The sequence below is a fragment of the Glutamicibacter nicotianae genome (assembly GCF_016907615.1).
Lineage (GTDB): Bacteria > Actinomycetota > Actinomycetes > Actinomycetales > Micrococcaceae > Glutamicibacter > Glutamicibacter nicotianae.
In genome coordinates, this window is record NZ_JAFBCH010000001.1 from 3,007,689 (window position 1) to 3,021,523 (window position 13,835).

Annotated in this window: 9 protein-coding genes; 8 read left to right on the forward strand and 1 reads right to left on the reverse strand. The window is 63.7% G+C overall.

What is annotated here, in order from left to right:
* Nucleotides 1-14: 14 nt before the first annotated feature.
* From JOE62_RS14335 to JOE62_RS14345, 3 genes are read left to right on the forward strand one after another with little or no spacing between them, the layout of a single operon-like run.
* Nucleotides 15-896 carry an ABC transporter ATP-binding protein gene (locus JOE62_RS14335; RefSeq protein WP_204722869.1) on the forward strand — a complete coding sequence of 294 codons (882 nt, stop codon included), beginning with the start codon at nt 15-17 and terminating at the stop codon, nt 894-896.
* A complete protein-coding gene (locus tag JOE62_RS14340; RefSeq protein WP_204722870.1) occupies nt 893-2,065 on the forward strand; it encodes an ABC transporter permease in 1,173 nt (390 codons plus the stop codon). Before JOE62_RS14335 ends, JOE62_RS14340 begins: the two co-directional genes overlap by 4 nt.
* A 54-nt stretch (nt 2,066-2,119) precedes the next feature.
* Nucleotides 2,120-2,719 (forward strand): hypothetical protein, encoded by a 600-nt coding sequence (locus tag JOE62_RS14345; RefSeq protein ID WP_204722871.1) that lies wholly within the window; start codon nt 2,120-2,122, stop codon nt 2,717-2,719.
* Nucleotides 2,720-2,793: 74 nt separating this feature from the next.
* On the opposite strand, the gene JOE62_RS14350 is transcribed toward JOE62_RS14345, so the two are convergent.
* A complete protein-coding gene (locus JOE62_RS14350; RefSeq protein ID WP_204722872.1) occupies nt 2,794-6,312 on the reverse strand; it encodes a bifunctional proline dehydrogenase/L-glutamate gamma-semialdehyde dehydrogenase in 3,519 nt (1,172 codons plus the stop codon).
* Between the two features lie 234 nt (nt 6,313-6,546).
* On the opposite strand from JOE62_RS14350, the gene JOE62_RS14355 reads away from it, so the two are divergent.
* From JOE62_RS14355 to JOE62_RS14375, 5 genes are all read left to right on the forward strand, one after another.
* Complete coding sequence (locus tag JOE62_RS14355) at nt 6,547-7,509, forward strand: LysR family transcriptional regulator (RefSeq protein ID WP_204722873.1); 963 nt, start codon at nt 6,547-6,549, stop codon at nt 7,507-7,509.
* A gap of 136 nt (nt 7,510-7,645) precedes the next feature.
* Nucleotides 7,646-9,151 (forward strand): sodium/proline symporter PutP, encoded by a 1,506-nt coding sequence (gene putP / locus JOE62_RS14360; RefSeq protein WP_204722874.1) that lies wholly within the window; start codon nt 7,646-7,648, stop codon nt 9,149-9,151.
* A 171-nt stretch (nt 9,152-9,322) separates the two neighbouring features.
* A complete protein-coding gene (locus JOE62_RS14365; protein WP_204722875.1) occupies nt 9,323-10,726 on the forward strand; it encodes an NAD-dependent epimerase/dehydratase family protein in 1,404 nt (467 codons plus the stop codon).
* A gap of 226 nt (nt 10,727-10,952) precedes the next feature.
* On the forward strand, nt 10,953-12,578 hold the full coding sequence (locus JOE62_RS14370) for a biotin carboxylase (RefSeq protein ID WP_204722876.1): 1,626 nt from the start codon (nt 10,953-10,955) through the stop codon (nt 12,576-12,578).
* Complete coding sequence (locus tag JOE62_RS14375) at nt 12,568-13,803, forward strand: serine hydrolase domain-containing protein (RefSeq protein WP_204722877.1); 1,236 nt, start codon at nt 12,568-12,570, stop codon at nt 13,801-13,803. The genes JOE62_RS14370 and JOE62_RS14375 overlap by 11 nt, the downstream gene beginning before the upstream one ends.
* Nucleotides 13,804-13,835: the final 32 nt, after the last annotated feature.

Here is a 13,835-nt window from a genome sequence, read left to right on the forward strand (position 1 = left end):
TGGCAGAGGAAAGCATGCTTGAGCTACATCATGTCTCGCGGTCATTCGCGCAGAATCCAGTCCTGAACGACATCAGCTTCACCGTTCCCGGCGGGGCGCTGACCGGATTCGTCGGCGCCAACGGTGCCGGGAAGACCACCACCATGCGCATCATCATGGGATTGCTCAGTGCCGATTCGGGTTCCGTGACGCTCAACGGCCAGCCGCTGACCGGGGCTACGCGCCCCAACTTCGGCTACATGCCCGAGGAGCGCGGCCTATATCCCAAGCAGCCCGTTATCGACCAGCTGGTCTACCTCGGGCAGCTGCATGGCATCTCCCGGTCCGGTGCGCGCGAACGCGCCATGGACCTGCTGGCCCGCTTCGGACTCGATGACCGGGCCAAGTCGAAGCTCGAATCGCTGTCCCTGGGCAACCAGCAACGCGTGCAGGTTACCGCTGCTTTGCTGCACGAACCCGACGTGCTGATCCTCGACGAACCCTTCAGCGGCCTCGACCCGATCGCAGTGGATGCAATGAGCTCCATCCTGCGCGACTATGCGGCGCGCGGCGTTCCGGTGCTCTTCTCGTCGCATCAGTTGGACCTGCTCGATGTGCTGGTGGATCACCTGGTGATCATCCAGGACGGCAGGATCCTGGCTAATTCCTCAGCTGCCGAGCTCCGTGCAACCCAGGCTTCCCGGCACCGGCTCTCCCTGGGATCCGACACCGGGTGGCTGCGCAGCGAACCGGGCGTCACCGTCATCGATATTTCAGGCCACGAGGCTTTGGTGAATTTCCATTCCGAATCAGATGCCCAGCGCGTGCTGGCCACCGCCATGAGCCGCGGCCCGGTGGCAGAGTTCGCGGTCCACCGCCCTTCGCTGGCCGACATCTACCGGGAGATCATCAAGTGAACGCTTCCACAGCCCCATGGCTCATCGTTGCCCTGCGCGAAGTAGAAACGAAGCTGCGCGACAAGGCCTTCATCATCAGCACCATCGTGACCTTGCTCTTCATCGTGGGCTCGGTCGCCATTACCGGTGTCCTGGGAAATCGCACCTCGCATTTCGCCGTGGCGGCCACCGACGATACGAGTTACCAGGTGCTGGAGCAGGTGATCAAGGATCACCCCGATGACGTGGAGATGAGCATTTCACGGCTCACTGCCGAGAATGCAAAGCAGCAGCTCTCCAACGAGCAATTGAGCGCCACGTTGTCCGCTTCGGGAGATGCGCAGGAATTCACGCTGACCGGTTTCGCCGAGGTTGATCAGGAGCTCAGTTCACTGGTTCGCGAGGCGATGAAAACGGTGATGACCGATCGGCTGCTTGCCGAGGCCGGGCTGGACTCATCCAGCATGCCGGAAAACGACGATTTGGTCACTGAGCAGCTTCACGGCGATTCCGAACGGGCGGCGATGGCCAGTGTCATGGGGTTGGTCTTCTCCTTCCTCTTCTACATGGCAGCGTTCCTGTTCGGCATGCCCATTGCCAATTCGGTAATTGAGGAGAAGCAGAACCGCGTGGTCGAGATACTGGCCAGCACCATCCGCCTGCGCCAGCTGCTGGCAGGAAAAATCATCGGCAATGTCATTCTGGCGATGCTCCAGCTGCTGTCCTTCCTCAGCATCGGCTTGCTGGCCGCCTATATTTCCCCGATCCAGATTCCGTTCCTCGGAATTGTCACCCAGGTGGCCGGATGGTTCGTGGTGTTCTTCTTCGGCGGCTTCCTGCTCTTGGCCGGGATCTGGGCGGCCCTGGGGTCCTTGGCTACCCGCACCGAGGATCTGCAGCAGTCCAGCGGGCCGGTGGTAGGGCTGTTGATGGCGGTGCTGTTCATCGGGTTGTATGCCAAGGGCAGCTTCCTGGTGGTCGCTTCCTACATTCCCATCGTCTCCTCGGCCGCGATGCCCATCCGCCTGCTCTCCGGCGAGGTAGCGATCTGGGAACCGGTGCTTTCCCTGGCTATCCTGCTTGCCGCCTGCTGGCTCGTCTTGCTGTTCGCGGAGCGGATCTACCGCCGGGCGGTAATGCACACCGGTGGCGCGCTGACTTTGCGCAAGGCACTGAAGCTCGAGGTCTGAGCCGGTGAAGCGGGACCAAGACGTTGCACAGCCAGCGTCACTAGACTTGAACAAGTGAGCGAAGAAAAACCACTGTTGCATCTGCCGGCCCGCCTGATCATTGTCTGGCTGGTGCTGATCGTTGGCATTACCGGATCCACGCTGCTGTCCACCGCCGACTATGTCACCGGTGGCAGCCTGTTCTCGCTGATTGCCCTCTGGGTGATCAGGCTCGTGGCGATCGGCAGCTTCTGGCTGCTCGAAGCACGCAAGGACACGAAGATCTTCGCGATGCTGGTGGTCCTGCTGTCGCTGGTCCTGGACATCCTGCTGAAGCTGCCAGTGCTGGACACCGTGGAGTACGGCGACTGGTTCCTGGTCTCCGCGCTGGATCTGACCGGCATGTACACCGGCTACTTCACCGTGTGGGGCATCGTGCTCCCGGTGCTGTCGCTGGCCGGCTGGTTCATCCTGCGTCCGCGCAAGCTCGCCGGCTGGATTGTCGGCCTGCTCTCCGCGGTGGGCCTGGGCTTCGTTGCCCTGTCGGTAGCTGGTTCGGCCAGCGGATCCGTCTTCGCCTTCACCCTGGCGACCTTGGCGCGCTACCTTGTTCCTGCGCTGCTCGCCGCCGCGGCCGATTTCCTGGCCGCCAAGCTCAAGGAACGCAAGAAGTAGATAGTTCTCAAGAAAAAGGCTGTGGCCAGCATCCATTCACCTGGATGCTGGCCACAGCCATATGTGCTTACTCGCTAGATCAACTCATCGCTGAGGTGATTAGGGGTGCCGAAGCGGTGCGCGGTAATGGATACCGCCTGCTCATGCAGGAACGGAAGCATTTCCACACGCCCGGCAGCGGTCACCGGAGAAGCATAGACGGCCACGTCCGGCTTGCCGTTGGTCGCCTCGGCAACCGCCTTCACCGAGCCGCCGATCAGTCGGATGCGGGCAGCGGAATCCGGGCCGGTCTTCGCAGCCAGCTTCGCCGCGCGGGCGGCGAAGGCCGCGGCATCCTCGCGCACCACGGTGACCGAGTTCTCGGCCAGCAAGTTGCGCACGCCTAGCGGCAGCGGCACATCAGCGGAGAAGAGCACGCGGGACCCTGCGGTGACGCCGGCGGCGATAACGCGCAGCGCCTCGGCCAGTCCGTGGCCGCTGGTGGCTTCCTCGAAGCGCACGGTCACATCGACCGGACGGTAGCGCAGGATGTTGCGTTCTGCGAGCAAGCCCGAGCGGTCCTTGGCCTGGTTGAACTCGTTGTTCCACCACAGCTTGTCGCTGGCCAGCGCGGAGCTCAGCCACTGCGCCTGATCGGCTTCCAGTTCGGCGGTGTTCAGCAGGCGTTCGTCGAAGGCCGAGAGCGCCGCGCCCTGCTTGGCCGGGGCATCGGTCCACGAGCCCATGCCGACCAGGTAGTTCGGGCCGCCGGCCTTGGTGCCTGCGCCGATGGCCGACTTCTTCCAGCCGCCAAATGGCTGGCGTTGCACGATGGCGCCGGTGATGCCGCGGTTGGCGTAGATGTTGCCCGCCTGGATGTTCTCCAGCCAGTAGCCCATCTCCGCCGAATCCAGCGAGTGCAGGCCCGAGGTCAGTCCGTAATCCACCTCGTTGACGATCTCTACCGCTTCTTCCAGCGTATCGGCGGTCATCACGCCGAGGATCGGGCCGAAGTATTCGGTCTTGTGGTATTCGCTGCCGCGGGCCACACCGTAGCGCACGCCCGGCGAGTAGAGCTTGCCCGAATCATCGAGCTGCTTCGGCTCGATAGCCCAGCGCTCCCCGGCGCCCAGGGTGGTCAAACCGCGCTTGAGCTTCTCGCCCGGCTCGCCGATCAGCGGGCCCATCTGCGATTCCGGATTCCACGGGTAGCCGACCTTCAGCGACTTCACCGCGTCGATCAGCTGGTTGTTGAAGCGGCGGGATTCTGCCACAGAGCCCACCAGCACCACCAGCGAGGCGGCCGAGCACTTCTGGCCGGCGTGGCCGAAAGCCGAGGCCACGACATCGCGGGCGGCCAGGTCAAGGTCCGCGTTCGGGGTGACGATGATGGCGTTCTTCCCGGAGGTCTCGGCCAGCAGCGGCAGGTCCTTGCGGAAGGAGCGGAACAGCTCGGCGGTCTCGTAGCCGCCGGTGAGGATCAGGCGGTCAACGCGCTCATCGGCAACCAGCTGCTGGCCCAGCGAGCGGTCGCCCACGAAGACCAGTTGCAGCACGTCCTTGGGCACCCCGGCATCCCACAGGCACTGCACCATGACGGCGCCCACGCGGGCGGCCTGGGTGGCAGGCTTGATGATCACCGCGGACCCGGCAGCCAGCGCGGAGAGCGTGGAGCCGGCAGGGATCGCCATCGGGAAGTTCCATGGCGGGGTCACCACGGTCAGCTTCGAGGGGACGAACTTCGCGCCGTCCACGGCATCCAGTTCGCGGCCCAGTTCGGCATAGTAATGCGCGAAGTCGATGGCTTCGGAGACTTCCACATCGCCCTGGTCGATGGTCTTGCCGCATTCGGAGCCCAGCACCTCCAGCAGGGTGGCGCGGCGCTCCTCGAAGAGCAGGCCGGCGCGGTGCAGGATCTGCGCACGCTCGGCCGAGCCCAGCTGCTGCCAGCCGGCTGCCGCATCCACGCCCATGGCGATAGCCTCGTCGAGCTCGGCGGCGCTATTCAGCGTATTGCCCTTCACCAGGTCCTTGCCCAGCGGCGAGTCCTGCATCTTGGACAGGATCTCGCGTCCCCAGGCACGGTTCTGCGCCAGATCCGGGTCGGTATCAGGGGTGTTGAAGAATTTGGTGGTGCCGTCGGCGAAACCTGCCACGCGGGCGCCCAGCTCAGGGTCCTGGACCTGGCGGTTCTGCACGCGGTGCGGGGCGGGAACCACATTGGTCATGGTTTCCAGCGACGCGAGGAAGCGGTTCTTCTCGCGTTCGAACAATTCCTCGTTCTTGGCCAGCTCGAAGACTGCCGACATGAAGTTTTCCTGGCTGGCGCCTTCTTCGAGGCGGCGGATCAGGTAGGCGATGGCCACGTCGAATTCCTGCGGATGCACCACCGGGGTGTAGAGCAGAAGCGAGCCAACTTCCTTGCGCACCGCTTCGGCCTGGCCGGTGGCCATGCCCAGCAGCATTTCGAACTCGATGCCATCGGTGACGTTGCGCGACTTGGCCAGCAGCCAGGCCAGGGCGACATCGAAGAGGTTGTGCCCGGCAATGCCGATGCGGATATTCTCCACATGTTCCGGGCGCAGTGCGTATTCCAGCACCGACTTGTAGCTGGTGTCGGAGTCCTGCTTGGTGTGCCAGGTGGCCAGCGGCCAGCCGTGGATGTCCGCTTCCATGGTTTCCATGGGCAGGTTGGCGCCCTTGACCACGCGGACCTTGATTGGCGCGCCGCCGTCGGCCACGCGGGCCGCGGAGAATTCCTGCAGCTGGATCATCGCGCCCAGGGCATCGGGCAGATAGGCCTGCAGCACGATGCCGGCTGGCAGCTCCTTGAACTCCGGCTTGGACAGGATCTTGGTGAAGACCGCGATGGTCAGCTCCAGGTCCTTGTACTCTTCCATGTCCAGGTTGATGAACTTCTTCTTCGGGCTGCTGGCAGCCAGCTGGTACAGCGGCTGCAGCTTTTGAACGATGTGCTCCACTGCTTCGTCGAAGGCCCAGTGGTTGTGCGGGGCGACGGTGGAGGAAACCTTGATCGATACGTAGTCCACGTCATCGCGTTCAAGCAGCTTGGTGGTGCCATCCAGCCGGCGGGCGGCTTCGCCTTCGCCGAGGATGGCCTCGCCGAGCAGGTTGACGTTCAGGTGCACGCCCTCGCGCTTGATCTTGGAGATCGCGCCGCCGAGCTTGGCGTCGGAGGCGTCGATGATCAGGTGGCCCACCATTTCGCGCAGGACCCTGCGGGCGATGGGGACAACTACCTGCGGCATAACCGGGGCCAGGGCGCCGCCGACGGCGACGGCCTTGCGCATATACCAGGGCAGGAAGCCTGGAACCATGGGGGCCAGCTGCTTGAGGTTGGCCGCCGCGACCTTCAGGTCTTCGGGGCGGATCACGCCATCGACGAAGCCCACGGTGAAGTCCAGGCCCTTGGGATCCTTGAGCACGCCGGCCAGGCGGGCGGCGGCGGCATCCACCGGGTAGTCGGAGGCTTCGGTGAGCCAGCGGCGCACCAGCTTGATGACGTCGTCAGCAAGTTCGGCCGGCGAGGTGAGCGGGTTCCCGTCGGCATCTAGTGCGGCTGGCACTGCCTGCTGGGTATGGGTGAAAGACACTGGTGGTCCCTTCGATGCAATTCGTACTTGTGGTTCGGCACCGAACGCTGATGTCGTTATGGCTTTTCCCGGCGTTTGGCCGTTGCCGGCGGAGCGCAAGAAAAAGCTGTGTGCAAGATCGAGTATGAACCCTTATTGTCTTAAGCAAAAGTGAACAAAGCTGAAGATAATCGTTCGGTTTTGCCAAAGTATCCGGGCTCGGTGAGTCCGCATTAACTGAATGGCGGGAAAACCTTGCTTGAACTGAGAAGATTGCGCCTGCTTCGCGAGCTGCATATCCGCGGAACCATTGCCGAGGTGGCCGATGCGCTGAGCTACTCGCCCTCCTCGGTGTCGCAGCAGCTGAGCCAGCTGGAAGCGGAAACCGGGGTGGAGCTCCTGCGGCGCACAGGGCGCACGCTCAAGCTCACCCCGCAGGCGCAGATCCTGGTGGCCCACACCGAAGAGCTGCTCGACTCGATGGAACGTGCCGAAGCCGATTTGTCCTCGGCCATGTCCACGGTGTCAGGCACCGTCAGGCTGGCAGTTTTCCAGACCGCCATGCTGCGTCTCATGCCGCCGGTGCTGCGCGAGCTGCGCACCAAGCACCCGAACCTGCGGGTGGAAATGAGCCAGCAGGAACCAGCCGATGCGTTGAATGAAACCAGCAGCCGCAACTTCGATCTGGTGGTCGCCGAGCAGTACTCGGGGCACTCGGCGCCGCACTACGACAACCTCGACCGGCGTGTTCTGACTCACGATCCGATCCGCCTGGCCCTGCCGGCGCGAGGCGGAGCCGGGAACGCCGAATTCGACCGGGTGCACCACCTGGAGCATGCCCTTTCCCTGCCCTGGGTGGTCGAGCCCGACGGGGCCGCCAGCCGGCACTGGGCACTGCAGGCCTGCCGGCTGGCCGGGTTCGAGCCTGACCTGCGCTACGAAACCGCTGATTTGCAGGCTCACGTGCAGCTTGTCGCCTCGGGCAATGCCGTGGCGATGCTCCCGGAACTGGTGCTGCGCGACCAGCGCCACGCGCTGCGCACGGTGGATCTTCCCGGCGCTCCCGAGCGCACGATCTTCACCGCCATGCGGCATTCTTCCTTCCAGTCCCCGGCCATCCGCGCGGTACGCAAATCGCTGCATGCGCAGCCCGGAATGAGTGATGCAAGCAACTCGGCGATTTTGGCTACACCTGCAGACTTCGATACGGTCGACTAGATGACAGATAGATCACAGACCGAATGACACCCGGCGACAAACCCGGGAAATAGTGCCATAGTGGTGACTCGCACCACAGAAATCCGCGCCTTTGGCGGCTGGGAATAGCCGCGGGCACAAACGGTAATGAGGAAAAATGTCCGACCAGACTTTCCAGATGATTGCGATCGCAATTTACATGGCCGCGATGCTTGGCATCGGCTACATTGCATATCGCCGCACCAACAACATTGACGACTACATGCTGGCCGACCGCGGCCTGAAGCCCTGGGTTGCCGCCCTGTCCGCCGGCGCCTCCGACATGTCAGGCTGGCTGCTCATGGGCCTGCCCGGCGCCATCTACCTCGGCGGCCTGCACGAGTCGTGGATCGGCATCGGCCTGCTCATCGGCGCCTGGCTGAACTGGAAGTTCGTCGCCCCACGCCTGCGCTCCTACACCGCAATCGCGCAGAACGCCATCACCATCCCGAGCTTCTTCGAAAAGCGCCTGAAGGACAAGGCGCACCTGCTGCGCATCGGCTCCTCGCTGATCATCCTGGTGTTCTTCACCTTCTATGTCTCCTCGGGCATGGTGGCCGCAGGCAAGTTCTTTCAGGCATCCTTCGGCTGGCAGTACCTTGCGGGCATGATCTTCGTCGCAGTCATCACCCTGCTCTACACCCTGTTCGGCGGCTTCCTCGGAGCTTCGCTGACCGATATGGTCCAGGGCGTGCTGATGTTCGCGGCGCTGATTGCCGTGCCAATCGTGGCAGTCATCCAGATCGGCAGCATCGGGGACATCACCTCGAAGGTCACCGAAGTCAATCCCGAAGCCTTCAACCTGTTCTCCTCCTTCAATGACAACGGTGCGATCCTTGCCACCGTGGCCATCTTCTCCACCGCTGCCTGGGGCCTGGGCTATTTCGGCCAGCCGCACATCATCGTGCGCTTCATGGCGCTGCGCACCCCCGCCGAGGCCAAGACCGCACGACGCATCGGCATCGGCTGGATGTTCCTGACCACCCTGGGCGCCGTGGCCACCGCGTTCATCGGCGTCGCCTACTTTGCCAAGGAGCCGCTGGATGAGGCCAGCAGCGAGACCGTCTTCCTGCTGCTCAGCCAGATCTTCTTCCACCCGCTGATCGCCGGCCTGGTGCTGGCAGCGGTGCTCGCAGCCATCATGTCCACCATGTCCTCGCAGCTGATCGTCTGCTCCTCGGCACTGGTGGAGGACCTCTACAACATCACCGGCCGCAAGACCTCGCCGAAGGCCCTGGTCAACCTGGGCCGCGCCTGCGTACTCCTAGTGGCCATCATCGCGGCCCTGCTGGCGCTGGACCCTGGCTCGTCCATTCTCAAGCTGGTCTCCTTCGCGTGGGCGGGCTTCGGCGCCGCCTTCGGCCCGGTCGTCCTGCTGGCCCTGTACTGGCGCAAGCTGACCGCCGTAGGCGGTTTCGCCGGCATGGTCACTGGCGCCGTCGTGGTCTTCATCTGGGGCAACGTCAAGCCGCTGTCCGCGGCCATGTACGAGATCGTCCCGGGCTTCCTCGCCGCACTGGTTGTCGCATGGCTGGTCTCGAAGGCCACCTACCGCCCGAACGCGGAGATCGAAGCCGAGTTCACCGAAATGGAACAGGAAGTCGGCGCGAAGGTCACCGCCTAGCCGGCATCCCGGTGCAAAGCTCCCCTGGTATTCTGGGCCAGGGGAGCTTTCCCGTTGCAGGGCCCGGTGTAACAGTTCGGCCTGGCTTTCAGCTCCTGCCAGCCGAAGCGCACCGGGCACAGTAGCCTAGAGCTATGCCCGAGCAACCGAGCTGGAAGGAACGATTCCAAGATGAGCACCACGAGCAAGTTCACGCACTGGCAGCGCACCGAGTCGCAATTCCTGGCCGCTGACCCGCAAGCCGTCTACTCGATCGTGGGCAACCTGTCGCAGACCGGGCAGTGGATGAAGAGCTTCGACGGCTTCATCGTGCACGATGACCAGCGCGGGGTGGGCACCAAGGTCGACCTGCTGCCGCCGGGCAAGCTCTTCGGCCCATTGCACCGCAGCACCGCCCCGTCGGGTTCCATCACCCGGCGCAACCAGGACACCCTGATGGTGGAGTTCACCCAGCCGCAGCCCGCCGGCGAGATGGTCTTGCGCTGGCAGGTCGAGCCGCATGAGCACGGCTGCGTGCTGCGCTTCACCGTTGAGCTCAACGGCCCGGGCACCACCGCCTTCAAATTCACCGTGGCCAACGCGTTGTGCAAGGACTTCGCCATCGCCGCGGCCCGCCTCTACCGGATCATCGCCCCAAGCGCTCACCGCAAGCGCGATGGCCAGGTGGTCATCTCCGGCGGACGCGGATTCCTCGGCCGCAATCTGGTCGCGGACCTGGTCTGCCGCGGACTCTCGGTTTCGGTGCTGACGCGCAACCCCGAGGATGGTTTCCCTGCCGAGCAGTACAGCTGGGACGGAGTCCACCAGGGTGCCTGGGCCAATGTGCTGGCCAGCAAGCATCCGGTGCACCTGGTCAACTTGGCCGGCGAGCGCGTCGACAAGCGCAACACCCCGGAAAACCTGGCGGCGCTCACCGGTTCGCGCGTGGCCTCCACCCAGACCTTGGCCGAAGCCGCTGCGACGGCACCGAAGCTTGCCACCTGGATCCAGGCCAGCACCACCGCGATCTTCGGCGATGCCGGCGAAGAGGAGCTGACCGAATCCAGCCCGGTCCCCACCGACCAGCGCGCCCTGCCGGAAATGACCGGAGTCGCCTCCGCCTGGGAACAGGCCTTCACCGAGGCCGAGGTCAATGCCGAGCAGCGCTACCTGCTGCGCACCTCGCTGGTGATGCACCCCGACGCTCCGCTGCTCGGCCCGCTGAACCTGCTGGTGAATACCGGCCTGGGCGGTCCGATGGGCGATGGCAAGCAGTGGTTCAGCTGGATCGGGCTGGAAGACTGGTTGCGCCTGATCCGCTGCCTGCTCGGCTTCGAGGAGCCGGCCATCCCTGCCGGCCTGGTGCATGCAGCCTGCCCGAAACCGCTGCGCAATGCCGAGGTCATGGCAGCCTTGCGCTCCATCGCCGGGTTGCCTGGCCTGCCCACCGGTTCGGTGCTTCCGAAGGTCGGCGCCGCAGTCATGGGCTCCAACGCCCGGGTCGCGTTGACCGGACGCAAGGTCACCAGCGAAGTCCTGCAGCAGGCAGGATTCGAGTTCCAGCAGCTGGATTTCGCGGCCACGGTATCCAGCTAGCGTCCGTGCGCTGTTGCAATGGGGAGTGATCTTCACCGCGCATTGATCCCGCGCCCGCCGTTGCATGCCAAGTCACAAGCTGCAACAGCGGGTGCTGGCGCAATGTTCACCACCCGTTAAGCAGAACGTGTGCCGGTGCTTGCAAAGAGCCCTGAGCATGAAACTGTCACGCATTGCGCCGTGCCATTGCCCTACTTCGGACAGTTTCAAAGGACATCTCCACATCATGGCCAACATTCTTGAAGCCCACGCCCCGGCTTCTCGCCACCGCATGCCCAAACCCAGCGATCTCGACAAGCTGCGCCACAAGGCACGCACCGTCACCGATCAGCTCAGCGCCAACGTCGCGGTCGACGCGGCCTACAACGAGTCCGAACCGGCAAATCTCCCGGCCAAGGTCCTGCACATGGACCGCAAGCTGAAGAACATGAGCGAAGTCCGCCATTTCTTCCGTACCAACACCACCCCGATCTTCTTCCTCGGCGCCACCCCGGTCAACCTGCTGGGCCTTGACCGCTGGGTCCGCAAGTTCAGCTACATCACCTACTACGACGGCTGGGATGGCCATCACCCGCGGGTCTTCACCCCCGCCGAGAAGCCCTATGTCGATTTCCAGAGCGCCGAAGAGATCAACAACTGGCTGCTGGAGAACTCCGAAGTCCGCGAATACATCGATTCCCAGTGCACCCCGGGCGGTCCACGGCCGAAGATCGCGATGGTCTTCTTCGACGAGGAAACCGAAGCGATCTGCGAGGAGCTGGGCTACGACCTGATCCTGCCTTCGGCGGCACTGCGCACCGAACTGGATTCCAAGATCGTCACCACCAAGCTGGGCAATGCGGCCGGCGCCCCATCGGTGCCCAACGTGCTGGGCACCGCCGATAGCTACGAGGAGCTCATGGTACTGGCCGAGGAAGCCGGCCTGGGCGATGACCTGGTGGTGCAAACCCCCTACGGCGATTCGGGCAAGACGACCTTCTTCATCGATTCCAAGGCGCAGTTCAAGCAGCACTCCAAGAACATCATCGGCGAGCAGCTGAAGATCATGAAGCGCATCAACAACCAGCCGGTGGCCGTCGAAGCGGTGCTGACCGAATGCGGCACCGTGGTCGGTCCGATCCTGACCGAACTGGCAGGATACAAGGAGCTGACCCCGTACAAGGGCGGCTGGTGCGGCAACGAGATGCACCCGGATGTAGTCACCGACTCCCAGCGCTCGCGCGCCATCGACCTGGTGCGCAAGGTCGGCAACGGCCTGAAGGACACCGGCTACCGCGGCTTCTTCGAGGTGGACGTGCTGGTGGACACCGACACCGACGAGGTGTACCTCGGCGAGCTGAACCCGCGCATTTCCGGAGCCAGCGCCATCACCAACGTCACCGCCGGCGCATACGCCGACGTGCCGCTGTTCCTCTTCCACCTGCTCGAATACCTCGACGTGGACTTCGAACTGGATGTCGACGAGATCAATGCCCGCTGGGAAGAGATGAGCGGGGCCGATGTCTGGAGCCACATGATCATCAAGGAAACCGATGACATCCTGCAGTACATCACCCACGCGCCGCGCACTGGCAACTACTACCTCGATTCGCGGGGCAAGCTGCAGTTCTCCCGTTCCGCCCTGGACTGGCACCAGCTGCAGACCCACAAGGAAGCATTCTTCCTGCGCATCTACGGCGTTGAGGATTACCGATGGAAGGGAGCCGATCTTGGGGTCCTGGTCACCAAGGCCAAGCTGCAGTACGAAGGCAAGAAGAAAACCAAGCTCAGCATCGATGCCAAGCACTTCATCTCCTGCATCCGATCCCAGTACAAGGGAATTGACGTTCCGCCATCAGAGCATGGCAACTGAAGCGACTGATGCCGTCGGGGAAATGGCAGCTAACCTCGCAGGTCCTCCGAGCAAGGCGCTGAACATCGCCACCTGGCAGTACCCGCAGAACATCAAGCGCTCTTTCCAGAACATCGCCCGGATCCATCCCACCGTGAAGGTTTCGCGCGGAGACGGCCCGATCGTCAGGTTGCACCTGGCCGAGGAGAAGCTGGGCAAGCTGGAAGTTGCCAAAGCTAGCATTACCGACCCTGCACTGACCGTGCGCGGGGTAATGCACGCGACGAATACCGATGCCGTGCTGGTCATGCACAATGGACGGATCCTCTGGGAGAAGTACTACAACACCATGACCTCGCTGACCGATCATCTGCTGATGTCGGTCAGCAAGACCCTGGTGGGCTCCCTGGCCGGTGCGCTGGCGGATGCCGGAAAACTCGATACCGAGCAGACGGTGACCACCTACGTGCCGGCTCTGGAGCGCAGCGGCTATGCCGGCGCACGCGTGCGCGACCTGCTGGATATGCGTTCGGGGATCAGTTTTTCCGAGGAGTACCTGGATCCGCAGGCCGAGGTGCGCCAGCTGGAGGAAGCCATCGGCTGGGCGCCGGAGCGTGGCGGCATCGGCCCGATCGGGATGTACGAGTTCCTGCTGACCTTGAAGGCCAAGGGACCGCACGGCTCGGTGTTCGAATATCGTTCCTGCGAAACCGATGCCTTGGGCTGGGTGCTGGAAGCCGCCGGCGGCGCCCCGATGCAGGAACTGCTTTCGGACTATGTGTGGTCGAAGCTCGGAGCCCAGCAAGACCTGGTGATGGGTGTTGACCAGTTCGGAACCGGCATGTTCGATGGCGGATTCAACGCCTGCCTGCGCGATTTGGCGCGGTTCGGCCATCTCTATGTCAATGGCGGGCGGGCGCTGACCGGCAAGCAGGTGCTCTCCGAAGCATGGATTGCCGATACCTTCATCGATGATCCCGCGCTGGTCCGGGCATTCGCCCAATCGCCGGGCGACAACATGATGCCCGGCGGGCACTACCGGAACCAGATCTGGTTCCCGAACCCTGCCACCGGGGCCGCGGTGGCCCTGGGCATCCATGGACAGATGATCTACATGGATCCGGCGACCAAGCTGGTCGCGGTCAAGCTCTCCAGCTGGCCGCTGCCGCAGGACGCTTCCAAGCTGTTCCCGACCATTCGCGCGTTCGAGGCGATCTCGGCGCATCTGGCGGAACGGAAAATATAGCCTCCAGGCCACTGGCCAAGGCCTTGGTTTGC

Coding starts and splice junctions, on each gene's coding strand:
- JOE62_RS14335 (WP_204722869.1), top strand. CDS start 15: ATGCTTGAGCTACATCATGTCTCGCGGTCATTCGCGCAGAATCCAGTC.
- putP (WP_204722874.1), top strand. CDS start 7,646: ATGTCCGACCAGACTTTCCAGATGATTGCGATCGCAATTTACATGGCC.
- JOE62_RS14365 (WP_204722875.1), top strand. CDS start 9,323: ATGAGCACCACGAGCAAGTTCACGCACTGGCAGCGCACCGAGTCGCAA.
- JOE62_RS14370 (WP_204722876.1), top strand. CDS start 10,953: ATGGCCAACATTCTTGAAGCCCACGCCCCGGCTTCTCGCCACCGCATG.
- JOE62_RS14375 (WP_204722877.1), top strand. CDS start 12,568: ATGGCAACTGAAGCGACTGATGCCGTCGGGGAAATGGCAGCTAACCTC.